The sequence below is a fragment of the Paenibacillus sp. FSL L8-0663 genome, from assembly GCF_038008125.1.
Taxonomy (GTDB): domain Bacteria; phylum Bacillota; class Bacilli; order Paenibacillales; family Paenibacillaceae; genus Paenibacillus; species Paenibacillus polymyxa_D.
The window spans coordinates 2763422-2789270 of sequence record NZ_JBBOYM010000001.1; the positions used below are offsets into that span (position 1 = coordinate 2763422).

The window sequence follows — 25849 nt, forward strand, 5'->3', positions numbered from 1 at the left end:
TTTTATTCACTAATATGTATAATGTTAACTATAAAATTGAATTCAAAAATGTTTTCTAGGGTTCCGCGATAATATCGGCTGGTCCGAGAGAAAACTCACAGTCGTCGTACTGTGCCACGGAGGGATAAAAGCCTGGGAGAAAAACTGCTGTATGCAGTATTCTCTCAGGCTTTTTTTTATTGCTGCTATAAATTCATACTACATTTGCAGCATTATCTAAAAGGAGGAAGCACAGAATGAACAAGACATGGTTATCTGTTGTAGTTGCGGCATTATTCGAAGTTGGATGGGTCATCGGCCTGAAACATGCCAGCGGCTGGTTAGAGTGGGGGGGCACTTTAGTTGCCATTTTAGTAAGTTTCATACTCATGATTATGACTTCCCGTACGCTTCCGGTAGGTACGGTGTATGCAGTATTTGTCGGATTGGGAACGGCCGGCACTGTATTAGCAGAAATTTTGTTGTTTGGTGCTGAGGTACAGGGATCTAAATTGTTGCTAATTGGGGTGCTTCTGCTCGGAGTTGTAGGGCTCAAAATACAGAGCAAAGAGAAGAAACAAGGAAAAGAGGTGCACTGACGTATGAACTGGGTATTTCTTATTTTGGCAGGCGTATTTGAGATGATGGGAGTTCTCATGATTAATAAACTCCATAAAGACCGGAATTTCCTGTCTGCTTTTTACTTGCTTGCAGGCTTTGGATTGAGCTTTTTGTTTCTATCCCTTGCCATGGAAACACTACCAATGTGAACGGCCTACGCTGTCTGGACCGGTATTGGAGCTTCTGGAGGAGCCATATTGGGCATGATCTTCTACAGTGAGCCGCGTAATACCGCGAGAATTCTGTTCATCGCGATGGTACTCGGTTCAGCAGTTGGCCTAAAGCTGGTAAGCTGAATAATGATGGAATTAGAAAAACTGCTGCTCATCTTAGAACAGCAGCGAACTATCTGAATGCTTATGGTAGCTAGAAAAGACCAGCGTGCAGACAAAGTATCGACAAGAAATTTTGTCTGCATGTTTTTTTGCATATTCTTAGCCTTCTATCACTGATCTTGAGGATCGCCGCGTTGTGTTTTCAGTTTTAGAAAATGAAGAGTCATTTGAAGCTTCAGGTGAATATCACCATCGCTTAGATCAATCTCGAAAAGTTCACGTATCCTGTTGATTCGATAGAACAAAGTATTTCTATGAATAAAAAATGTTTTAGCAGCAAGATTTGGAGTGTCCACATATTGAAGATAGGCTTCAAGGGTGGGCAGTAAACTTGTTTTGTGGCCATTGTCATAAGCAATTAACTTTTGGATAACTGGATGGCAGAAGTCAGCGAGATCGTTCTGTTCCGATATGATCTTTCCAATATGCTCGAAGAGATAGTCCTCATACATATACACTGACTTGTTTGAATTAAGTTGGAAACCAATCTCGACGGCGGTTAGGCATTGCTTATAATATTTTCGCAAAAAAGTTAAATGACTAAAGCAGTCACTCAGCGAAGCAGTTAGATCGTTTACTTGGAGAAATTCCAGAAATCGTTTGTCTTCAGCAATGATTTTACAGGATGAATCAACGAGGGAAATGAGAAATACAATGCGTCCCTGATATACGATCCAGCGGCTATCCGGTAGCAATTGGATCATATGCTGTGCAACTAACTGAACTTTCCCGTCAAAAAAGCTGTTCTTCAGGTCTGTCAAGGTCATCACTCTTAGGTAGGTGTAAGCGTCCAGTCCAGATGAGCCAGTCGCATTGCGATGACATTAGCATCATTGAGCTCGCCTGTGAGCAGTTCGGAAAGCAAAAAGCTATGCATCATTCCTTGACTACAATTATAAAAGTCGTTCTTTTGCAATTCTACCGAAACCAGCTCACAAAGAAATTGCACTCAGTTCAAAATCAATATCTGTAAATTTACGATCCAGTTCCATAACACTGACCTGCGCGAATTCTATACCATGTACGTACACCAAAGCTGTTATCCAACAGTCGTTGGTCTCGGGATCGCGTGAATAATAAACTGCATTTCACCGAAGGTCAGCGTGTTACTGTTCCAACAGGGGTTTCCTTATTTCCCAAGGAGCTGCCCACGCCTCCCCGAAGCTGGGTAGAACGCGTCTATAATATTACGTACTGGGAGAAAGCGAATAAAGGCGGTCATTTCGCCGCTATGGAAAATCCTAAATTGTTTGCCGACCATCTAAATCATTTTTTTCATACATTAAGCGTCTGATAGCCTCTATCCTTCGGGGAGCAATGCAGGGGGGATAAACAACAACGGAATGGACAAGAGAGCAGGGTACGTGCTCACGCTTTATCAGTTCTAGGGGCGGGATAACCGCTAATACTTGATGGTTGTTGGTCATTAAATATACGGAAGAATTTACGCACATAGAAGCTGTCGTTGGGGCATCTTGGTTCACTCCCATCCATTAAAAATTTAGTTCAGAGCAATATCCTGACTCTCTCTCTTAGATATACTTTTTAATTGGAAGCAACCTTAGCACAGTGCAATACCGAACTGAGGTTGCTTCAGTTATCTAAGACATACTACCGTTTACTTCAGATAGGTTCCCGTTTCTCCAATTCCACCTCTACCATTCAATACATATACCCTTGCATTTCCTTTGCCGGAGCATGTCAGGGTAATCTTGCCATCAGTAACGGTTTTGGAATCACCGGTCACCGCATCCACATAGGTTCCGTTCGGAATTCCGGTAAACGTGGCGTTTCCTGAAATCGTGACCAATGCAAAGCTGTCAATGCCTTTGGCACTGTCGGTATATCTTCTCTTAAACGCCAGATTGCCCGACACATTCTCTGTGGAATACTGGCCTTTTTGCAAGGCGGGAACAGCTCTTCTGATTAAATTAAGCTGTCTGATATGTTTCGCCAGAGGATGGTTGAGCGATTCCGCAAGCGTGCCAGTAGCATTTGTGTATTTGCCATAATCTTGTACCGTAACATTGCCTTCCACGTGATCGCCGAAATATGCTCGTCCCGTTTTGCTTAGCGGTGCGTTTGGACCTGTATCAATAGTTGCCCCTTTTTGAAACTCGATTTCGGAGCCGTAGAAGATAGCGGGTATTCCGCGGAAGGTGAACATCAGATCGAGATTCTCAGCCCAAGTGTCCTGTGTGCCCGCGAATCTTTGATTTTCCGGAGCCTGGTCAGGAGCATAGTCATGCGAGTCGACATAGGTTACATTCCACGTAGCATCATTATAGTATTGGTCGCCACTTCTCATATTGAATGCTTCATGCGCGGTCTTGAATGCCCAATGCATTGGAAAATCAATCACATCCATGCCCGATTTCATCGAATAGTCAGGCGTATGATAGGTATTTCCGTTTAAGAGAGCATTGTTCGAGGTTGGCTGTCCTGCTGTAGTAGAGTTGTCCGTCCACTCTTGTTCAACTGACGCTTTATTGGAGGCGTAGTCATTCTTTCCATCGCCCGGATACGATTTCGAGCTTTTCCAAGTATAGAATGGCGTCGAGATCGCCGGAATTCCACTGTTCCAAACATCTCTGTAACGTGTGGCTACTTCTCCAAAAATATAGAAATCCGAGCCGCCTCTTGTTTTCCAGGCAGGAATATAGTATTTATTGAAAATATACCGGCTCACATGCTTCACCGTATCGACACGGAAAGCGTCAACACCCATGTCAATATAGTGATTGTAGGTATCAATTAAATATTTGTTAACTGCAGGGTTTTCCGTGTTCAAATCCACGCAATCTCCCGCTATCTGACCAGTCTGAACCGTATAGGATTCCCAGGAAAGACTTTTCTCTGTATGGTAAATGTTATTGTTCGTTCCCTCGTTCTTCATTAAGGCGAGCCTTGCCTGATACTGCTGATCGGGTGTCATAGTATCATAGTTTGGTGGCAGCTTATCCGTAGTTTTCACCAAGTTGTTAGCAGTATCCGGTTTAGCCGGATCTTTCTTGAACATGGGGTACAGATTCTCTTCACCGAAATTACCCGTATGATTGACGACGATGTCCTGAATAACCTTCAGCCCTTTGGCATGGGCTGCATTGATCAAATCCTGATAAGAAGCTCCCGCCGATTCATACCGTGGGTCTACTTTGGCAAAATTTAAAGCATGGTAACCATGGTAATCATAACCGCTGGCATTTTGCACAACAGGTGTAATCCAGATGGCGCTGAATCCGAGGGCTTTGATATAATCGAGCTTTTGAATCAGCCCCTTAAAGTCTCCTCTCCAAGCCGGGTCCGAATCTGGATTGCGCGCCTTTCCATCATCCCATGCGTGCACGTTGTTGCTCGGATCACCGTCATAGAACCGAGAAGTAATCACGAAATAGATGGTGTCTTCCCGAAAATCCTTCTTATTTCCAATATTATAAACAAAGCTCTGCTTGGTTTGATTACCAGCGCCGTCTATAACGAGAAATTTTAATGTCGTAGTCTTGGAGATAAGAATAGACGGTCCAGTCAATCCGGTCAGTGCGTTGCCGAGAATATAGACTTTTGAGCTTGTGGTTGGTTCTGTACCATCCTCCGTATAGTATGCCTTGGTCGTTGCCGCCTTGTTATCTTTCAGGTTAAAGGATACAGTCACCGAGGAATCAGAATGCCCGGCAGGCAAATTCGCTGTGATTGTCGGAGCTTGCAGATCTGCATTCAGGTCAATTACATAATCAAAAGAGGATGCATTTCCAGTTTGACCGATTGAGTTGATACCGAAGGCCTTAATGGTCAAAGAGGAAGCAACTTGGATTGGAGAGGTATACAAGGTCGAGGATGTCGTAGGTGTCGAACCATCTATCGTATAGTAAATCTTATCGTCACTGTTGGTGCTGGAAAGCGTCACCGTTTGGGACGAATCATATGTTTTGGGTACAGGAGAGGCGGAAATCGCCGGAATTTTAGGCATTTCCGGGCTGACATCATACCATGTGTTATCTGTGTAATACCAGCCCTCTTTCACACTGCGGGACAAGTCGGCCGTTTGTTTGCCGCTACTGTCATTGAAAATGAGGCTTGAGCCTGTGGCATCGGCAATGGTGTAGCTGTACCAGTCATTTCCATCCGACTTCATCAGGATTCCCGGCCACGCCCCGCTTATCGGAACGGTTGCCGGATTCAGATTCCAGTAATGGATTCGAATCGCTGAATTCCAGCTTGAAGGTTTCTTAAAGTGAACCGTTAACCCAGTTTGAGTTGATTTAGTTGTTGTGGTAGGTGCATACGTTGCGGTAACGGTAGACGTGATCGAAGCGGTTGTCGATGGAAGAGCAGTCGCTGTGGAATTCGTGTAGGTGGCTGTATAATCGTTGTTACTCGAAGCTACGCCGGGTAAGCCGAAGAAGTTGAAGCAAAGCGATAAAATAATCAACCAAGAAATAAAACGCCCAGTTTTTTTTCTTAGCAAGTTAACAACCTCCTGATAATATTTAGTGGAATGGATTTTGCAACCGGTTGCATTAAAAGTAAAAAAAAGAAAGGCATTTATTTGGATAAAATAGATTCATTGATCGCCTCCTCCATGGTATGTAGGGAAATAAATCATTGTACGCGCTTACAAAAGAAAATATGAAAAAAACATCCACAGGGCACTATGCCAATGATTTTTCCTTTTATGATTATATCAACCATACTTTTACTAGTCAATGCAATTGCAGGGACATTATTCAAATCTAAGAAAACCAGTTCGTAATTGAAGTCAACGTCCAAAAAGTCTTGAAGGCACAGTGAATAATAATGAGGGGGAAAAAAGGCCGTTGGAAATTTATCTTTAATATAAGCATTGACAAATTGTCAAATAAATGAAATCATGTCGTTGAGCTCAATTATGTGCAAACGATTGCCCTTTTTGGAAGCGTATACATGTTGTTTTGCCCTCTTTTATTTACTCCTAATCTCTCAAGAGAGGTTGGTTGTAAAATAAAATTTAAAAGGAGAGTTTAGTATGAGGAGGAAGACAAGCCCCATCTTGAGGCGTACCTGGAGTATCGTTCTCTTTGTCGTATTGTTGTTGCAAACGAATGGCTTTACTCCCGAAGCACAGGCGAATGCCGATGTTCGGCAGTTAGGAGGTTCGGATGCGAAGCTATCGGCTGTCGCAAACTACGAACTCCCGGAAAGAACGAAGGATGGTCTTATTTTTCATGCGTGGAACTGGTCTTTTGACAACATCACCAGGAACCTTCCGGAACTGGCTCAGGCGGGATTTAAAGCGGTGCAAACTTCGCCAATCCAAGCCAGCAAGGAAGGGTTGACAGAAGGCAGCAAGTGGTGGATTTTGTACCAGCCCATCAACTTTAAAATCGGCAACTCTCAATTGGGAAGCAGGGATGATTTCAGACAGCTTTGCCAGGAAGCGGATAAATACGGCATAAGTATCATTGTTGATGTTGTCGCCAATCATACGGGGAATGCGGGCGGTGGAAATCAGCAGTATCAGCCGGCGCATAATGTTGATTCGGCAATCAAGAATAACAGCTATTTCTGGCATGAGGCTAGAGGTGTGGAAAACTGGAATGACCGTTGGCAAGTCACACAGTGGGGAATTGGTCTGCCCGACCTCAACACGTCTAATCAGGAATTGCAAGATATCATTATCGGCTTCCTGAATGACGCCATTTCCTTGGGCGCCGACGGCTTCAGATTCGACGCCGCCAAGCATATTGAGTTACCCAACGATCCGGGGGGCTCCAACTTCTGGCCCCGGGTACTGGGTTCGTTAAACAATAAAGATAGACTGTTTAATTACGGAGAAGTGCTTCAAGGTGGAGCTGACAACTTTGCCGGCTATGCCAATTACCTCAGCTTGGCCGCCTCCAGCTATGGGGACAGTGTCAGAAGCGCCGTTGGTTATCACGGTGGCATCAATGTTGATGCGGCCAAATCTTTTAACGCTAATAATGTAAGCCCCTCCAAATTAGTTACCTGGGTCGAATCGCATGACACTTATGCCAACGACAACAGCGAATCGACGGGGTTGAACGATTGGCAAATCAAAATGGGATGGGCAATCATCGCCTCCCGGGCGGAGACGACCTCTCTGTTCTTCAACAGACCGACAGGAGGTGGGAAATTTGCGAATCGGCTCGGCGATGCGGGGAATACGCTCTGGAAGGACCCGGACGTCGTTGCCATTAACAAGTTCCACAATGCTATGGTAGGTCAAGACGAATACATTAGGACGCAAGGGAATCAAATTATGCAGGTTGAACGCGGAACCAAAGGCATGACGATTGTGAATCTTGGAGGCAATGCTCAAATCAACTCCCCTACCAGACTGGAGGACGGCGTTTACCAGAACAAGGCCAATGGCGGTGGATCGTTTACGGTGTCGAACGGCAGAATTACCGGCCATCTGGACGGAGGCAGGATCGCCGTACTGTATAGCGCAGCGCAACAAACTCCGTCAGTATCCGTCGATCCTGGGGAAGGAGCCTTTTTCACAGATTCTGTTAACGTGAGAATGAACTATTCCAATGCAGACTCGGCAACGTACACTTTGAACGGGGGGCCGGTGACTCCGTTCAGTTCGGGAGATATGGTCAGCATTGGCGCTGGAACTCCAATCGGATCGACGTTTGTTCTGAAAATAGTCGCCGCGAATTTGTCTGGTCAAACAGAGAAGATGTTCAGGTATACAAAGGAGGAACCGCGCTCGGGCATGACCGTTCATTTCTACAAGCCTTCCGGCTGGGGAGTACCGAACATCTACTACTACGATGATTCCGTGACTCCGCTCAGGGAAGGCTCAGCTTGGCCGGGCGTGGCCATGCAGAATGAAGGCAACGGCTGGTATGTGTATAGAGCCCCGGACTGGACGCAGGCGAAGGTCATATTCAACTCAAGTGGAAATCAGATACCCGGATCGCAAATGCCTGGATATGCCGTAAGTGGCGAGAGATGGATCAAGGAAGGACGGATTACTCCGCAAAATCCCGATGGGACAAAACCGACGGTTACGATCGATAAACCGGAAGGAACATTCCAAGGGGATAGTCAGGAAATCACGCTCAATTACACCGATGTCGACAGTGGTACTTAGAGACTGAACGGCGGTTTTTTACTAACGATAGGCACGGGCGATCTGCCCGGTGCCCGCTATACGCTGAAAGTGACAGCAAGCAACGCTATAGGGAAAACGAACAATAGCTATACTTTCGCCAAAGCACAAAGCCCAAGCGAGAAGATGTTGACTTCCAAGAAAGAAAATACAGCTGGGTCGGGAGGTCCAGGGGAGCGGCTTGTATGAATGGCTTTTGGGAAACCTATCTCATTGCATGAATTCTTTTACCCGCTAATGCAAGGTTGCGGCTCGGTCGTTTTGGAATGCAATATTGAGCTTGGCGGTTCAGATCAGCATTTGTCGAGGGACAAGAACATAGTCCTATTAAAAGTCGCTATTTTGGCGGCTTTTTTTGTTGTATAGGCTTTTCAAAAAAACTGAAACTTATTTAAGTTCGCACTTAGCCAGCTTTAGAAAGTTTTTTATATTATTTTGCTGCTATCCTTCCACTGAGAAAGCTAGTATAGAATCAGGATTTTGAGGCTTCTTTAAGGATGTTATTACATAAGAACGGATCTTAATACAATCTTAATGCTGTAGGCAAATTCGTAATACGGTACTGATTTTGCCCATGATATACTAAGGATTGAGAGATATATAATAGAGGGTGGGCACAGGATGGCAGCAAAACAGAACGATGCCGAGTCCATATTTGATCAAATTACTGACTTGCCGCTAAGGAAAAGAAGAGGAAGATTGAAGGTTTATGTTGGATATGCACCAGGTGTTGGGAAGACCTGTGCGATGCTTAGCGACGCCCACGAAGAGCGAAAAGAGGGTATAGATATCGTAGTTGGATATATTGAACATTATGCCCGGCCATACACTGCGGCGCTGTTGGAAGGACTTGAACTTCTTCCTTACATCAAAATTTCAAATAAAGAATCCTCAACTAAGGAATTTGATCTGGACCAAGCGCTCCAGAGAAGCCCTGACCTTATATTATTGGACGATTTGGCCCATACCAACGCGGCAGGATGCCGACATAAAAAAAGATATCAAGATGTCGAGGAGCTTCTTCGCGCAGGAATTCATGTATATACGACGATGAATGTTCAACAGCTCGAAAGCCTAACGGATATTGTTTACTCCATTACTGGCATTTCCGTTGACGAACGCATACCGGACAGTGTATTTGACAGTGCTGATCAGGTGGAATTAGTCGATATTGAACCGGATGATTTAATAGGACGTTTGAATAGGGGAAAGATTTATCCTGAGGGGGAGAATACACAGGCTCATTTATTTACCAAGGAGAAGCTGACGGCTCTACGTGAAATTGCTTTGCGTAATACAGCAAGTCAGTTAAACCGAATTGCGGAGCAAATCAGTGAGCAGGCGATAACAAATGAATCTGATACGAAAGAACATATTCTGGTCTGCCTGTCTTCGGCTGCTTCCAATAAGAAAGTGATCCGAACAGCAGCAAGAATGGCGGCAGCTTTTCATGGTCATTTCACCGCGTTGTTTGTGGAAACACCAGAAGCGAGAGAATTGACATCAAAAAATAAAGCGGAGTTAAGGGAAAACCTTAGGCTGGCTGAGCAAATGGGTGCACAAATCGCAACGATGTATGGAGACGATATTCCAGGACAGATTGCCGAATATGTCAAAACAATCCATGTATCGAAAATTGTCCTAGGACGCTCCCCTTACAAGAGGAGAGGGCTTGCAAAATCCAATGTAATGGATAAACTAACGGCCTTGCTTCCTAATATTGAAATCTATATTATCCCCTATACTCAGTCCTTCTTATATAAAAGATTGCCTTTTTACGAAAAATACCCAATGCTGTCGTTGGCAGATACTATCAAGACCATTGTTATCTTGGCTGTGTGCACAATTATTGGCTTGTGGTTTAAGTATTTGGAATTCCGAGAAGCTAACATTATCACCGTGTACATTCTAGGGGTATTGTTAAATGCAATTGTGACCAAGGGCAGAATGTATAGCGCCATTTCTTCGGTTATGAGTGTACTTGTGTTTAATTATTTCTTTACCGAGCCTTATTATTCTTTACAGGCTTATGATTCAGGCTATCCGGTCACCTTTCTGGTCATGCTGGCTGCTTCTTTCATGACGAGTACACTAACTATGCGAGTAAGAGAGCAGGCTCGGCAATCCGCTCAAAAAGCTTACCGTACCGAGGTGCTTCTGGAAACAAGCCGGAAATTGCAACAGGCCAAAGACTCTCCGGCTATTATTAATGAAATGGCGCATCAAATGGTGAAGTTGTTGGACAGAATGGTCATTTTCTATTCAGTTGACCAAGGGGTACTGTTGGCGCCGCAGTTTTTTCCAAAGAAAGAATCTGCAGTTGATCCAGGGGTCTACACAGGAGGCTACGAACGTGCAGTTGCAGAGTGGGTATATAAAAACAACAAGCGTGCAGGAGCTACGACGGATACTTTTTTTGGCGCTAAGTGTCTATATCATGCGGTGCGTGGAGGAGATCAGGTTCTTGCGGTGGCAGCTATTGTAATGGATGAGGAAGAACCTTTAGAAGTTTTTGAAAATAGCCTAATGCTTGCCATGCTGGGAGAATGCGCGCTGGCGCTGGAGAAAGAAAAACTGAACGAAAGACAACAAGAGATCTCCATGCAAATCCAGCAGGAGCAACTCCGTGCCAGTCTGCTTCGGTCCATTTCTCATGATTTACGCACTCCTCTTACCAGCATCTCAGGCAATGCGGGGATTCTTCTTGGAAACTCAGAGGTACTAAACGAGGAACAAAAAAAAGGCCTATATACGGATATATATGACGATTCCATGTGGCTGATCAATTTAGTAGAAAATTTGCTGTCCATTAGTCGAATCGAAGGTGGTACTCTAAATCTTAATTTTCAGGCAGAATTAATGGAGGAAGTCATTTCGGAGGCTCTGCTTCATGTGAATCGCAACAGTGTGAAGCATGTCATTCAGACGGAATTGGATGATGAATTGATGATGGCTCGAATGGACTCCCGACTTATTGTTCAGGTATTGATCAATATGATTGATAATGCAATCAAATATACCCAAGATGGCTCTCACATCACGATTTCCGCAAGACACGAAAGACATATAGTCGTTGTAGAAATCTCAGATGATGGCCCCGGTATTTCTTCAGAAGAAGTCAAGGTCAGACTGTTTGAGATGTTTTATACGGCAGACAACATTCATGGGGACGGACGCCGTGGATTAGGGCTGGGGCTTTCTCTGTGCAAATCAATTGTGAATGCTCATGGAGGTACTATTGGTGTTAAGGATAATGTCCCTAAAGGGACGGCTTTTTATTTTACCCTGCAAGCTGAGGAAGTGAATGTTCATGAATAAACCTTTTATCCTTGTTGTGGAGGACGATAAACCCATCCGCAAGCTGATTACGACAACCCTAGAGACACAGGGTTATAAATACCATACGGCTGAAACAGGGGAAGCATCGATTTTAGAAGCAGTATCCAAGCAGCCGGACCTAATGATTCTGGATTTGGGGCTGCCGGATATGGACGGTGTAGATATCATAAAAAAGCTTCGTGCATGGTCGAATATGCCTATTATCGTGGTCAGCGCACGCAGCGAAGATCGGGATAAAATAGATGCGCTGGATGCTGGAGCGGACGATTATCTAACAAAGCCCTTCAGTGTAGAAGAACTGCTGGCCAGACTTCGAGTCAGTTTACGAAGAATTCGAAATGACAGTGATAAGCTCCTGAAGGATGCTTCCAGCTTTATTAATGGAAATTTGAGAATTGATTATGCAGCAGGATGCGTATGGATTGGTGAAGAAGAAATTCATCTGACCCCAAGCGAATATAAACTGCTTTGCCTGCTGGCAAAACATGTAGGCAAAGTACTGACCCATAATTTTATTCTGCATGAAATCTGGGGCAGCCACAGCTATGACATTCCTGCCCTGCGTGTGTTTATGGCAACGCTGAGAAAAAAAATAGAAAAAACATCATCACAAACTAAGTTTATTCAAACACATATCGGAGTTGGTTATCGTATGCTTCAGGTTGGAGATGATGGCTAGGTAATCATATTATAATGATGTAATTAGAGATCATGCTCTTTTGGAGCATGGTCTCTTTATTTTTCATCTGTCATCTAAATCTTAAGGTGATCTTTATACCTATATGAAAACCCTAATCCTAAACTAATGGTGAAAATGTTACGCTGAATTCGGAAGTAGAGAGGATAAAGAGGTTTGGCATGTGAGATGGGCACTCCCATGTTCGTCTGTTTCATCGGCTAAGCTGTCAACTGAGTGGAAAGGGAAAGAGGTATGGGGAATGAATGAAATTTTAACAATTGCGGGTCTGATCTCAATTGTGCTGGCGGTGCTGTATTTCGTTAAAAAAATATATGATTTTATCGATTTGCAGAAGGTGACACGGAAGGATATCTATGAGAACTATGATATCTATAAAGCAGCTCAGAAGTTTGCTCTCGGTACACCCGTCGATGAGATCAGAGAAATCCTGACAAACAGCTATGAGTTAGACGATAACCAGGTTGAAGAGACAATGCTTTTGGCTCTTCCTCATCGGCACGATACCGATGGTGGTTATCTTGCCTTTATCAAGGCTGTAAATCGGGTGCTGGAACAAGAGGTTTACAGCTAAACGTTAGTAAGAAGGAAAAATATGAATCGTTAGGCCGCGTTACTGGTGTTTGCTCCCAATTTGGCCAGAGAACAATTTCTACAAGTGCTTAGTGAAGGAGAGAAATTATTTGTTGCTGTATGCAAAGAGGAAGAGAGAATAAGTTCTATGAATTCCATGAAAGCGTTTGACATATTTGAATATCAATCTATAATTATGAACAGAATTGGACCTCCCCGAGATGGAGGTATCCTGATTTTTTCAATCTGAATCGGATTAAGATGTCGCCAATTTTCAAATAGGTCGCTGCCTATGAGGAAGACGATAATTGATAGAGCTGTTGTTCATAAACAGCAAGCTTCATAACCAGGAGCTTGCTCTTTCATTTACCTAAGGAGAATGGGTCGGAATGACACTTAAAAAAAGAATCTTTTTATTGTTTTTTCTCAGCGCGTTTATTCCCTTTATCAGTATATTTGCAATTTCTTACTATACTATTGATTCCATTTTTGCGAATAAAATCAATGATGGAATTAGGAGCAATCTACAGCAGGTAACTTCATCACTGGAAAATTCAATTACCAATCTGAATCATGTTACTCAGCAATTATCCTATAGTGGTACATTAGGCAAAAAACTGGATGAAGTCTTGAAGCCTTCCTCCAATATATTTGAATTGATTGAGGCTAGAGATGAATTAAAGAATGAGTTAAATGTCGTAACGTTTACTAATCCGAATATAGGTCTGACCTTATACTATTTCCAGAAAGAAGGCACTACACAGTTCGCTAACTTTCCCATCAAAGATCGTTTTTCTCCCGAGTCTTTGCCTGTGCTTTCCAAATCATATGGCATTGCGTACTATGGTCCCCATATGAGTATGAACCGATTTGATGATCAGCTTGTTTTATCTGCTATGCGAAAGGTACAGCTGCCTCAAAGGGACGATGTATATATTTACATCGAATCCGGCTTTCGTCTTACACAGGATATACTGGGTTACAATCAATACAAAGGAGCTTTATCGCATTTAATCCTGAATGGTGAGGGCAACATTGTTTACAGTGAAATTCCAGAAGCGATGAAGGTCGGAGAGAATTTTTCCAGCATATCGAAAGGTACTGCAAAAGATGGAATATCCCGTGATTACCATTGGTTTAAGGAGGACTCCAGTCAGAATTGGAGCGTCATATCGGTAATTTCGCAGGCTAAGTATCAACAGGAGAAAAACCAGTGGTTGCTTCAAATATTACTGGTCGCTTTATTCTTTCTCGGCTTTACCGTATTTCTGGCTTGGCTTCTGTGGAAGATGGTTTACAAACCATTAGGTCTGTTCCATTCGGAAATTAACGGAATGTCTCAGAATCCACAAAAGGCAGGCAGCCAGACCCGCACTCAAATTCCCGAGTTTGATTTTCTATTGGGGGAATTCTCAAATATGCAGCATCAAATCGGCGACCTGTTCAAGGAAGTGCAGCAGAAAGAGAAGATTCGTGCAGATTTGGAAGTGGAAAAATTGTTATATCAGATCAATCCTCACTTTCTGATGAATACGCTGGATACTGTGCACTGGCTGGCCGTCATGAACGGACAAGGGGAGATTGACAAGTTGGTGCAATCCTTAAACAAGCTGTTGTATTACAATTTGGGTAAATTAGGGCAAGTATCCACGATGGAAGAGGAAATTGATGCGCTAAGACAGTACCTAATCCTGCAGCAAATTCGATATGACTTTGAATTTGACGTACGTATTTCAGCGGATGATCAAGTGCTTCAAATACCTGTGCCTCGTTTTATTTTGCAACCGTTGGTTGAAAATTCACTTTATCATGGACTGAGTGACGAAGGTTTTATTCAAATTGAAGTTACACTTGCTAAAACGCTGAATATTTTAATACAGGATAATGGAGCAGGCATGACCGAGGAAGCGATTCAAAGACTTCTGAATAATCGTATAACTGAACATAAAAAAGTAGGGATGGGCATTGGACTCAATTATGTCCACCGCATGTTGAGGGCACAGTACGGAGATCAAGCACAACTGGTGATCGAAAGTGAATTGGGTACAGGGACAAGTATACTGCTCATACTTCCTATCAAAGGAGAAGATGTCTGAGGATGATTAAGGTATTGATAGTGGATGACGATAAATTAGTACGAAAAGGAATAAGCTCTGCGATGCCGTGGAACGAGTTCAATATGGAGGTTGTAGGAGAAGCAAGTAACGGGTTGAAAGCACTGGATTTTCTGAAAGCCCAACCGGTCGATCTGATGTTGACCGATCTCGCGATGCCGGTGATGTCAGGTATTGAACTGATGCGAGCTGCAAGGCAGCTCTATCCAGAACTACATATTGTCGTATTAACACTGCATCAAGATTTCGATTATATCCAAGAAGCGCTCAGACTTGGAGCCATCGACTATATAGCCAAAGTTCAGCTCGAGAAGGAGCAATTCGAACACGTGCTGCATCGAATACATGCTCGGATTGACGAACTGGCGAATACAAGACGAAAGCTGCCTCTGCTAAGTGAGACCAATGTCCATTATCGCCATGTGTATGCACTTGTTTCACTGGATCGCAAGTCAGGACAGAGCTGGCCGATTGAACTGACATCCAATGTAGACGAGATCCGATGGGAGGTTGAACGGAACTGCTGGATGTGGACGGCACCCATGGACGTAGAGGATCAGCTGTTCCATAAACTGAAGGAATCCCTGGATCAAGTTCCCCAAGGCGCCTTACTGGTTATATCCGATGTACAAGACCGAACATGGTCGCAAATCCAAATTTGGATTATGAATTATACAGAAACGTCCTTATTCTATGCATACAACCCTTTTGATCCTGTCATTGCCGTTTCGATGGATGTGGAGGACTCTTTTCCAATAGAACCGAAGGATGAAGACATGGATCGTATTAAGCAAAGTTGGTTCCTATCACCATGGACCCACAACGATAGTTACTACAACCAACTGATTGAACAGCTCAAATCACTAAGACTGCATAAAGGCCAGCTGATGGGATTGCTATACTCTATAGTTATGGAATGGAATCACCTTTTTGCCCAGACTACGCTGGGTAGAATCTCAATGATCCATTCTTTTCAATCCTGGTACGAGGTAGAAGAGTGGATCAAGCAGACCTCTGAGGGCATTCGTAAGTCAGATGAACAGACTTCGTATTCACAGGAAATTGTAGACGCCGTGAAAAAAGCGATTATGATCATGCACAATGATTTGGACCAAGCTTTTACAGCTTCAGGTCTGTCCCAGCAACTGAACATCAGCCGAAGCTATTTCAGTCAATGCTTCAAGGATCTGATGGGGAAAACCTTTAATGAGTACTCCCGATTTATACGAATAGAGAAGTCTAAAGAGTATTTATTGAATACAAACAACACGATTTTCTGGATTGCGGAGCGAGTGGGTTATACGGATGAAAAATATTTCAGCCGAATTTTTCGCGAATTGACAGGTCTGCTACCAAGCGAATATCGACACCTCGGCAGAGGGGATAAATAGCGTACTCTCCCAGATGACCAATAAACCGGGCGAAAGAGGGGAAAGCGATGATTAAGAAGATGGCTGCATGTGTTCTTGTCGTCAGCTTAATTGCAGTGACCGTATATTTCAGCAAACCATACTTCCGGGAATCGCCAATGGGACCAACGAAAACAATCTCGGACACTGCCGCTGCCGATCCATTTGGGAAATATGAACATCCCGTTTCCATCCGACTGGGATATGCGGTAGACCCAACAGGCGCGGATCTCTCTGGAGGAGAAACACTTGAGAAGAATATATGGAAAACGGTGATTAAACAAAACCTTAACATTGATGTCCAGGTATTATGGCAGGTATCGAAGGAAAATCTGAGTCAGAAAATCGACCTGGCTATCGCCAGCAATGATCTGCCGGATGCCATGATTGTAAATCAGCTGCAGCTGAACGAGATGATCAAGGCTGGTGAAATTGAAGATCTAACCGAGGCATACAATAGCAGCGCATCACCGGAAATAAAAAAAATTATTGATAGCACAAACGGATTGGCTATGGAACAAGTGACCTTCGCTGGCAAGATAATGGCTGTTCCTTCTGTGACAGCGGAAGACTTCAGCATGCTCTGGATTCGACAGGATTGGCTGGACCGTCTTGGACTGAAACCGCCGAAAACGGTAGATGATCTGGAAGCTATCGCCAAGGCCTTTGTGGAGAATGACCCAGATGGAAACAGTAAGCGGGATACGATTGGCCTTGCTTCAAGCACTGGACTGTATAACGATTTCAACAACAGTGCTTTTTCTTTTGATCTAACGCCAATCTTCGCAGCATATGGATCTTTTCCGGGATATTGGCTGAGCAAAGATGGAAAACCTGTATACGGTTCGGTTCTACCGGAAACGAAGGACGCCTTGGTCAAACTGCGTGAAATGTACGCCAAAGGCCTTCTCGATCCAGAACTGGGTCTCCGCAAAGAAGCGGAAGAAACAGTTATTAACGGTCAGGCGGGGATGTTCTTTCAAGGTTTTTATGCTGGGTACTGGCCCCTTCCGAGCGCTTGGCAGAACGAGCCGGAGGCGAACTGGCAAGCATACGCACTCCCACTGGATGCAAACGGTGCATACCATGTGAAGGTGGATAATCCGTCAAGTTCATTCTTGGTGGTACGAAAAGGATATGCTCATCCCGAAGCGATCATAAAAATTAACAATCTGTACCTTCGTGATGAGTTCAAGTACGGTACGCGTTTTATGCTGGGCCGCAATTTCTTAGCTCCGACAGATGAAGCACGATTTGAAACAAAGGCCGCGCAGGATATTCTGATGGGAACCAAAACACCCGCCGATTTCAAGGACAAGTCTGAATACAAATTGCTGGAAAATTTGGTTTCGACAATAAAACAAACCAAATTGAAGCCTTATGATCAATATGGTATTTCCTATTGGAATGAACACAGCAACAGCTTTATGCGGGGTTATTCGCTTCTAGTAGGCGGAAGAAATTTTTTCGATCCAAACATCCATAAAGTTCGAAGCCTTACCTATATACGAACTCCAACGATGGAGAAGGCTTGGGGTGAACTATCAAAACTGGAACATGATACATTTTTAAAAATTATTTTAGGCGCTGAACCGACCGATTCATTTGATCAATTTGTCGAGGAATGGAAGAAACAAGGGGGCGATCAAGTGACTGTGGAGGTGACTGCACTCCATAACCATCGCTGAAGACCATCATGAATGTGATACGATAAATTCTATAAGACACTTTTATAATTCCATTAATCAAGCCGACGATTCCTGTTTCAGGAGCTGCCGGTTTTTTTGTTCTTCACTTTGATTAGTAAGTAAGGATAGACAAATGTATGTCGGTAGGTAGGATAAATGCTTACAAGCCAACTTTGGCTTTTTGATCCCGAATGAAACCGCATACATTTCTCTATCCAAACAGACGTTCAATCCCTATCTCGATTTGTCTTCTCCGAGCTTTATAATGAAAGCGCAAACAACAATGATAGAGAAATATTCAGAACGAAGGGGAATCGAATGTGATGAGAACTAAATGGTTCATAAAAAGCAAATTGTTGACGAGACGTCTGGCTGCGCTGTCGATGTCTGCCCTGGTGATTTCAACCCTTGCAGCCTGTGGGGGCTCCTCCAACCCTCCCACTGCGGAGGAAGCGGGCAAGTATGAGGCAACACCGGGAGACCCATTCAGTGCCTATAAAGACGAAATAACCGTAACGATGGGGCGTGTGACTACAGCCAACCCGAAACTGCCGGCTGGAGATACGTATGAGAACAACGCGTATACTCGGCTGGTCAAAGAAAAGTTTAACGCTAAGATTAAAGACCAATTTGAAGCCAACGGAGAAGATTACAGCCGTCAGGTTTCTCTCGCCATCGCCTCTGGAGAACTGCCTGACATGATGCGTGTTGATTCCAAGGATGAACTCAAAGAACTGGTTGATAATGATCTGATTGAAGATATGACGGAAATTTACAAGCAGTATGCCACAGATAACATCAAGAACATATACGACTCTTATGAGGGCCGTGCATTGGACAGTGCGACGATAGATGGACGTTTAATGGGACTTCCGGCTACTTCCCTAGATTCCGCGCCAACCATGGTCTGGGTTCGTCAGGATTGGCTGGATCTACTGGGAATCCAACTTGACGCAGACGGAGACGGGGCCATCAAACTGGATGATGTGGAGAAAACGGCCGAGGAATTCTTGAAAAGAGATCCTGGACAATCCGGGAAACCGGTAGGTATTCCCTTTGTGAACACCCTGAATACAAGTGACTATAATGGTTCTGCCTATACCATGCTCGGAGTTGCCTCCACCAAGGGTGCATTCCCTCAATACTGGTTGAAGGGGAAGGACGGCAGCATTGTTTATGGCTCGACAACTAAGGAAACCAAGCAGATGTTAGGCGTCATGGCAGATTGGTTCAAGAGAGGCCTCATCGACCCGCAATTTGGAACACGCACATTTGATGATATTACGGCACTGTACACCAACGGCCAAAGCGGTATTGCTTTTGGACCATGGCATATTCCTGACTGGGGTCTGAGCAGCGTGAAGCAGATGGATAAGAATGCGAAATTCACGGCTTACACTTTGGAGGATGCAGACGGAAAGGTAAACGTGGCACACGCCAATCCAGCTAATCAGTTTATCGTTGTGAGAAAAGGATATGAACACCCGGAACTCGCCGTTAAAATAGTAAACCTTTTCTACGATAAATTGGCAAATGATAAAAATGTGGAAACATCTATGCCAGAAGCCGCCAAGTATCAAGAGAACGGCGTAGACGGTTCTACCAGACCTTTTAATATTGAAGTCAACTCGGCTACCTCGCTGCTGGATGATTACTCTGACATTGTTCGCGGGATTAAAGGGGAGATTAGTTTGGATCAGGTCCGGACGACAGAATCAAAGAACAATATTAAAAGTATTCAAGCCTACTTGAGCGATATGGATACGGATAACGTAACAGCCTGGGCGAAATATCACTCGCGTATCAACGGAGTGGGACTCATCGACAAACTGACACGGGAAAACAAATTCGTTTGGATGACACCCGCTTTCTCTGGCACTACACCAAGCATGAAACAGACATGGGCTAATCTGACTAAGATGGAGCAGGAATCTTTCATCAAAATCGTGACTGGTGCAGAATCTCTGGATTACTTCGATACTTTCGTTAGCAATTGGAAGAAACAAGGTGGTGACCAGGTAATTCAGGAAATTGAAGACGAGGCTGCATCCGAAAAATAAACAATCATGAACTGCTAGAAGGGCTGCGATAAGCAGCCTTTCTTCAGGAAAGGGGTCCATCCATGAAACAGGGAAATGAGAGAGCAAAAGGTCGGTTGGGCACGGGTGCCATGTATCATTTGATGATGCTTCCGGGGATTTTATTTTTACTGGTATTCAGCTATGTTCCGATGGTCGGTGTCATTACGGCGTTTCAGGATTATATACCAGCCAAGGGGATGTTTGGCTCCAAATTTGTAGGGCTGAAGCATTTTATTTATATGTTTAAGCTGCCGGACATCGCACAGGTTTTTAGTAATACGTTGGTGATTGCCATTGCCAAGATTCTATTGGGAACAATGATGGCTATCATTTTTTCCATCTTGTTAAATGAGATCCGCATCAAATTCGTTAAAAAATCCGTACAGACAATTGTTTATTTGCCACACTTTTTATCCTGGGTAGTTCTAGCATCCGTGGTTGTTAACATGTTCAGTTTGGATGGAATTGTGAATCAAATTTTGGCTTTTTTCGGTCTGGAGAATATTAATTTTCTCGGCAGCAACACCTGGTTCCAGCCGCTGATTATTGGGACAGACGTGTGGAAGGAGTTCGGTTACAGTTCCATCGTCTATTTGGCTGCAATTACTTCGATTGATCCGGGTCTGTATGAAGCGGCAGGAATGGATGGAGCCAGCTGGTGGAGAAAAGTATGGCATATTACATTGCCAGGTATGCTGCCTATTATCCTGCTCATGGGAGTGATGAGTCTGACCAATATTTTGAGTGCCGGCTTCGATCAAATTTATAATCTGTATAATCCGGTTGTCTATGAGTCGGGAGATATTCTGGATACTTATGTATATCGGATTGGACTCGTTGGGCGACAGTATAGCTTCGGTACGGCTGTTGGCCTGTTCAAGTCAGTGATCGGTATTGTTTTGCTATTGTCCGCCAACCATTTGGCCAAGAAATACACCGACCGAAAAATATTCTAAGGAGGCAAAGCCTATGTCATATTCTGTAAGCCTAAAAGATCGAATTGGCCGGTTTGTCATCAATGCCATCGTCATATTTCTGGCATTGATCTGCCTTCTTCCGTTATGGAATATCGTTGCGATTTCATTCAGCAGCAGCGAGGCCGTGTCAGCTAATGCTGTAGGTCTCGTACCGGTCAATTTTACAACAGCAGCGTATACGAAAATTATCGATGATGCTCAGTTCTGGCGTTCCTTTGGCATATCTGTTCTACGTGTTGTGCTCACACTTATTCTCAACATGATTCTTATTATTTTAATGGCATACCCGCTCTCCAAGTCGAAAAGGGAATTTAGGGGTAGAAACATTTATATGAATGTCATGATTTTTGCCATGCTGTTCAGCGGCGGGATGATCCCGAGTTATCTACTGATCAAAAACCTCGATATGCTTAATACAATTTGGTCGCTTGTTCTACCGGGAGCTGTCCCTATATTCAGTGTCATCCTTGTCATGAACTTCTTCTCTGCTGTACCTAAGGCGCTAGAAGAAGCAGCATTCATCGATGGGGCGAATCCGCTCCAGGTCCTGTTCAAAGTGTATGTTCCCGTGTCCATCCCTGCGCTGGCGACGGTAGCACTATTCAGTATCGTGGGAACGTGGAATGATTTCTTTAGCGGTTTGATCTATATGACCCAAGTCAGCAATTATCCGCTAATGACTTATATTCAGTCCCTTAACGTGAATATTGCCGAACTTCTTCAATCCGGCACCAACTCAGCACAACTCAGCAACCTGACTGAAATTTCAAACAAAAATCTAAATGCGGCAAAAATCGTAGTCGCTGTCATCCCGCTACTGCTCATTTATCCGCTGCTTCAAAAATATTTTGTGACTGGAATTGTTGTAGGATCGGTAAAAGAGTAATTGTATGATGTGACTTGATTAAGATAAAAATACTATTTGTGATTGGAAGGGTTGTAATGAACAATGGAAAATAAAAATTGGTGGAAAGAAATCGTTGTATACCAGATATATCCACGGAGTTTTCAAGATAGTAATGGTGATGGAATCGGCGATTTGAAAGGAATTGTTTCCCGTCTAGACTATTTGCAGCAACTCGGTGTCGGTGCAATTTGGCTATCACCAGTTTGTAAATCCCCTCAGGATGATTTTGGTTATGATATTTCGGACTATCGGGATATTGATCCGATGTTCGGGTCTTTGGATGATATGGGGATGTTAATTCATGAGGCTGGGAAACGTGACATTCGAATCATAATGGATTTGGTGTTAAACCATACTTCCGATGAGCATCCATGGTTTCAAGAAGCAAAAAAAAGTAAAGAAAATCCGTACCATGACTACTATGTCTGGAGAGATGGCGTTGAAGGAATGCCACCAAACGATTTGGGTTCCATCTTTGGTGGTTCAGCATGGGAATGGGTACCCGAGATAGGACAATACTATTTACATCTTTTTTCTGTAAAACAGTCGGATCTCAACTGGGAAAACCCAAAAGTCCGACAAGAGATTTACGAAATGATCAATTGGTGGATAAGCAAGGGTGTAGGCGGTTTTCGACTTGACGTAATTGACTTAATCGGAAAAGAGCCAGATTTGAAAATTACCAGCAACGGGCCGAATCTGCATAAGTATATCAGGGAACTCAGCAAGGAGACGTTTCAAAAAGCTGGAGACCTGCTGACGGTTGGAGAAACATGGGGCGCTACGCCAGAGATCGCCAAATTGTATAGCAACCCGGACGGCAGTGAGTTCTCAATGGTATTTCAATTTGAACATATTAGTTTGGACGAACAAGCGGGGAAAGGGAAGTGGGATCTTAAGCCTCTAGATTTTCTAGAATTAAAAAAAGTGTTGTCTAAATGGCAGACAGAGCTGAAGGGGGATGCCTGGAACAGTTTGTTTTGGAATAATCACGACTTACCCCGAATCGTTTCTCGTTGGGGAGATGACGGAGAATACAGGATAGAATCGGCTAAAATGTTGGCAACCCTTCTTCATGGCATGCGAGGCACACCATACATTTATCAGGGGGAAGAATTAGGAATGACGAATGTTCAATATCCAATTGAAGACTATCGGGATATTGAGTTACTAAATTTCTACAAAGATAGAATTGAGAAAGGATACCCTGAAGACAAAGTTATGGAGTCAGTCTTTGCAAAGGGTCGTGATAACGCTCGAACACCAATGCAGTGGGACGCTTCCAACAACGCTGGTTTTACATTAGGGAATCCTTGGATTAAAGTAAACCCGAATTATAAGGACATCCATGCACAAGAAAGTTTAAATAACCCTGAATCCATATTCCATTATTATCGGAAACTAATCCGATTAAGGAAAGATCATGAAGTGATCATATATGGGGATTATGAGCTGATATATCCCAAGAATAAAGATTTGTTCGCGTACACTCGAACGCTGAAAGGAGCCAAACTACTTGTAGTATGTAATTTTCAAAAATACACAACCCATCTCCCACTTCAGAAAGAGCTGGCAGAGACTAAGCAGCTGCTAATATCCAATTATCCAAGTAACATGTTTGAAATAGAAATGCGCCCTTATGAAGCGAGAATGTACCTTATCGATACACTCCATAAATGAAAAGGTCTCAGCTTTTTAGATTTCTTTTTTTGATGACAATAACCACAAATAGTAACAAAGGGAGAAGAATTTGAAAAATAGGAAACCAGGAATTAAGAACAAATTTTCGACCGATTACCATGTGATGAGTATAGTTAGGCGACAGAAAAGAAAGCCCGTAAATAAGTGCAGCAAGGGGAAGAATCCATTTTTTAAATCCGACTCCGGTTATTTTTTCAAGTCCTATCACTGCACCGTTAAAAAATAAACACATTTTGATGATCAAGCCAAGAAAAAGAAGCAAGGTGAAAAGGGCATCCATTCGTTCGAACAGATCTGCTAATTCAATCAACTGAACGGTTTCCAAAAGAGGAAGTGTGCTATTGGCGGCGATCTTGGGTCCGAGAACAAAAATATCCAATTGATTAACAAATGTTAGAGCAAGTGCGGTCATTATATAGGCAAAGAAAACGGGTTTTGTGAGATTCCGGCCTTTATGTACAAGCGGATAAAATACAAGAAATAACACAGTTTGTCCGAATGGAAAGGAGATAAGCTCAGGAATAGCGGCTTTAAATATGGGTTTCCATCCTTCCTCTAAAACTGGAAGGGAATTTTCCAAGTGAAAGAGACCAGTTGCCGGAATTAATATACTAATTATGGCGTATCCAAGTACAAAAAAAGGGAAAAGGAACAAGCAAAATAAGAAAAATGCTTTGTAGCCGTAACGAACCGTGTTGGATACAACCACGATTGTGATCAAGATGATGATCCACAAAGGGGTTTGGCGGAGCAAAGTCATTACTGTCACCTCGCCTAAATCGCGTATGTTCCGAGAAGCTTCATATGTAAAATACATCACAAAAAGTAAATTGATGAGTGTGCCCACATATTTCCCAGTGTAACGGCGAAACAACATGAACAAATCTAATTCAGGATCTTGATAGTGAATAACAAGATGGAGCTTTAGCAGAAGTAGTCCTGCTAAAGCTCCTATCAACATGACTAACCAAGCATCTTGATTTGCTTCAGCCCCCATTAAAAACAAAGTTGTACTTCCAACTTCAAATAAAGACATACAAATGATCAACTCGGATACTCGGATTTTATTTTGACGCATGGCTTCAATTCACCTCTCCCTGTTTATCTCATTTCAACAGTTCGTTAAAAGATTTTTCGAATAATCCTGGACGTGCAAGCTTCATTTTTACATCTATTTTTATATCCATGTTTGCTAACTCTCCAGGCCACGTCTCTTTTATTTTTTTCCAGTCTTTTGGATACTTGTGATGAATTTTATTTCCAATACCGATAAGGTCGATATTCTTTTGCTGTAAGGCTTTCCAGCCTTCCTGAATTTGCGATTTGATCGTTTCTGCTGCTTGCATCTGCAATTGATGTGTACTTTGCATATTTTTCATTTCTCTTTGGGAAGAGGCTGACAGAAGATCACCGGTAGCTTTAACGTCAACGTTTAGGTAATAATGATTTAAATTCTTGATTGGCGTAGCCTTAATCTTGGCTTTCCGGATGAGGAAAGCGGACGTAACATTTCCATCCACATAGTTTACAGTAGTGTTTTTAATCTGGTTGTTTAACCATGAAACCCCCATACTTTCCTTTTCATTTAGGAAGCCGACTCTCTTGTCTTTCTGAAAAATGCTTAAACCCGATAACTTGAGTTTACTTTTGGCGGAGGTTTCCTTGAAAACATCAACAGAGTTTAGTTTCTCCGGCTCTGAACCCTCAAGAGATATTTCTGGAACTCCGGCTGCGCCACTATCGGAGCTAATTTTCGAAATAAATTCATACATGGATATTGCGGGGTAGATTGATCCTAATTTGCTATCTCTTTCTATAATCTTTTCTAAAGCTTGACCAGGAATTTTCTCTGGTGGTACAAGCTTTTTTAAAAAATCACGAGCCTCTCCGTTGGCAATGAATACTTTTACAGTTTCTCGTGAATCAAGGTTGCGGAGGTAAATATCAATAATCTCTTCAATGCCTTGTTCTGCTGCTTTTTTTCCAATAACGAGTATATTATTTTGGGCAAAATATAGTTTACGCGGGTATTCCAGGCTACTCTTCGTAACGGTTTCTCTCAATGTTTTTCCATGTGTAGAAAAGGTATGTACAGCGCTTTGCGATGCCCCGGTGGAAGAACCACCTGATCCAGTCGTCATAGCTGATGGAATTATGATTTGATAGGTATTGATCCAGTCGCCCTTATGGCCATCAATTCCAGTTGCTGTTGTGATGGCTAATTCGTTCAATTCTGTACGATCTACGCACCCTGTAAGTAATAACCCTGCAATAAACAGAACATAACTAACTCTTAATTGCCGCACCATTG

The 25849-nt window shown here is 43.3% G+C and carries 17 protein-coding genes, 2 pseudogenes and 1 riboswitch; of the genes and pseudogenes, 15 read left to right on the forward strand and 4 right to left on the reverse strand.

Going from position 1 to position 25849, the window contains the following annotated elements:
- The first annotated feature begins 44 nt into the window (after positions 1-44).
- Positions 45-141, forward strand: a riboswitch (guanidine-I (ykkC/yxkD leader).
- Between the two features lie 95 nt (positions 142-236).
- Positions 237-578, forward strand: coding sequence for a DMT family transporter (locus MKY75_RS11955; RefSeq protein ID WP_340885412.1), 342 nt, complete (start codon positions 237-239; stop codon positions 576-578).
- 3 nt (positions 579-581) lie between these two features.
- A pseudogene (locus MKY75_RS11960) lies at positions 582-896 on the forward strand (DMT family transporter).
- Positions 897-1045: 149 nt separating this feature from the next.
- Here the strand turns inward: MKY75_RS11960 and MKY75_RS11965 are convergent.
- A complete protein-coding gene (locus tag MKY75_RS11965) occupies positions 1046-1696 on the reverse strand; it encodes a helix-turn-helix domain-containing protein (RefSeq protein ID WP_340885413.1) in 651 nt (216 codons plus the stop codon).
- Between the two features lie 308 nt (positions 1697-2004).
- Here MKY75_RS11965 and MKY75_RS11970 point away from each other — a divergent pair, with 308 nt between their 5' ends.
- Positions 2005-2229, forward strand: a complete 225-nt coding sequence (locus MKY75_RS11970) for a hypothetical protein (RefSeq protein WP_340885416.1) — start codon at positions 2005-2007, stop codon at positions 2227-2229.
- Positions 2230-2553: 324 nt separating this feature from the next.
- Here MKY75_RS11970 and MKY75_RS11975 read toward each other — a convergent pair whose 3' ends face one another.
- A complete protein-coding gene (locus MKY75_RS11975; protein ID WP_340885417.1) occupies positions 2554-5400 on the reverse strand; it encodes an alpha-amylase family glycosyl hydrolase in 2847 nt (948 codons plus the stop codon).
- Positions 5401-5961: 561 nt separating this feature from the next.
- On the opposite strand from MKY75_RS11975, the gene MKY75_RS11980 reads away from it, so the two are divergent.
- The 12 genes and pseudogenes from MKY75_RS11980 (at position 5962) to MKY75_RS12035 (ending at position 23517) form a co-directional block, all read left to right on the forward strand.
- Positions 5962-8034, forward strand: coding sequence for a starch-binding protein (locus MKY75_RS11980; RefSeq protein WP_340885420.1), 2073 nt, complete (start codon positions 5962-5964; stop codon positions 8032-8034).
- A 207-nt stretch (positions 8035-8241) separates the two neighbouring features.
- A pseudogene (locus MKY75_RS11985) lies at positions 8242-8358 on the forward strand (hypothetical protein); the annotation flags it as partial.
- A 315-nt stretch (positions 8359-8673) separates the two neighbouring features.
- Entirely contained in the window at positions 8674-11370 is a 2697-nt protein-coding gene (locus tag MKY75_RS11990; protein ID WP_340885423.1) for a sensor histidine kinase KdpD, read from the forward strand.
- Positions 11363-12070: a response regulator gene (locus MKY75_RS11995; RefSeq protein WP_029515325.1), complete on the forward strand. Its 708-nt coding sequence runs from the start codon at positions 11363-11365 to the stop codon at positions 12068-12070. The genes MKY75_RS11990 and MKY75_RS11995 overlap by 8 nt, the downstream gene beginning before the upstream one ends.
- A gap of 259 nt (positions 12071-12329) precedes the next feature.
- Positions 12330-12662, forward strand: a complete 333-nt coding sequence (locus MKY75_RS12000) for a hypothetical protein (RefSeq protein WP_029515324.1) — start codon at positions 12330-12332, stop codon at positions 12660-12662.
- Positions 12663-13050: 388 nt separating this feature from the next.
- Complete coding sequence (locus MKY75_RS12005; RefSeq protein WP_029515322.1) at positions 13051-14757, forward strand: sensor histidine kinase; 1707 nt, start codon at positions 13051-13053, stop codon at positions 14755-14757.
- Between the two features lie 2 nt (positions 14758-14759).
- Entirely contained in the window at positions 14760-16166 is a 1407-nt protein-coding gene (locus tag MKY75_RS12010; RefSeq protein ID WP_340885425.1) for a response regulator transcription factor, read from the forward strand.
- 47 nt (positions 16167-16213) lie between these two features.
- A complete protein-coding gene (locus MKY75_RS12015; RefSeq protein WP_318628318.1) occupies positions 16214-17872 on the forward strand; it encodes an extracellular solute-binding protein in 1659 nt (552 codons plus the stop codon).
- A 323-nt stretch (positions 17873-18195) separates the two neighbouring features.
- Entirely contained in the window at positions 18196-19932 is a 1737-nt protein-coding gene (locus MKY75_RS12020) for a sugar ABC transporter substrate-binding protein (protein WP_340885428.1), read from the forward strand.
- 62 nt (positions 19933-19994) lie between these two features.
- Positions 19995-20909 carry an ABC transporter permease gene (locus MKY75_RS12025; RefSeq protein WP_039274897.1) on the forward strand — a complete coding sequence of 305 codons (915 nt, stop codon included), beginning with the start codon at positions 19995-19997 and terminating at the stop codon, positions 20907-20909.
- A gap of 13 nt (positions 20910-20922) precedes the next feature.
- Positions 20923-21816, forward strand: a complete 894-nt coding sequence (locus MKY75_RS12030; protein ID WP_029515317.1) for a carbohydrate ABC transporter permease — start codon at positions 20923-20925, stop codon at positions 21814-21816.
- Between the two features lie 63 nt (positions 21817-21879).
- Entirely contained in the window at positions 21880-23517 is a 1638-nt protein-coding gene (locus MKY75_RS12035; protein ID WP_340885429.1) for a glycoside hydrolase family 13 protein, read from the forward strand.
- A gap of 7 nt (positions 23518-23524) precedes the next feature.
- Here the strand turns inward: MKY75_RS12035 and MKY75_RS12040 are convergent, their stop codons facing one another.
- Together MKY75_RS12040 and MKY75_RS12045 are read right to left on the reverse strand one after the other, a co-directional pair.
- Complete coding sequence (locus MKY75_RS12040; RefSeq protein WP_029515315.1) at positions 23525-24616, reverse strand: GerAB/ArcD/ProY family transporter; 1092 nt, start codon at positions 24614-24616, stop codon at positions 23525-23527.
- Between the two features lie 28 nt (positions 24617-24644).
- Entirely contained in the window at positions 24645-25847 is a 1203-nt protein-coding gene (locus MKY75_RS12045) for a Ger(x)C family spore germination protein (protein ID WP_029515314.1), read from the reverse strand.
- Positions 25848-25849: the final 2 nt, after the last annotated feature.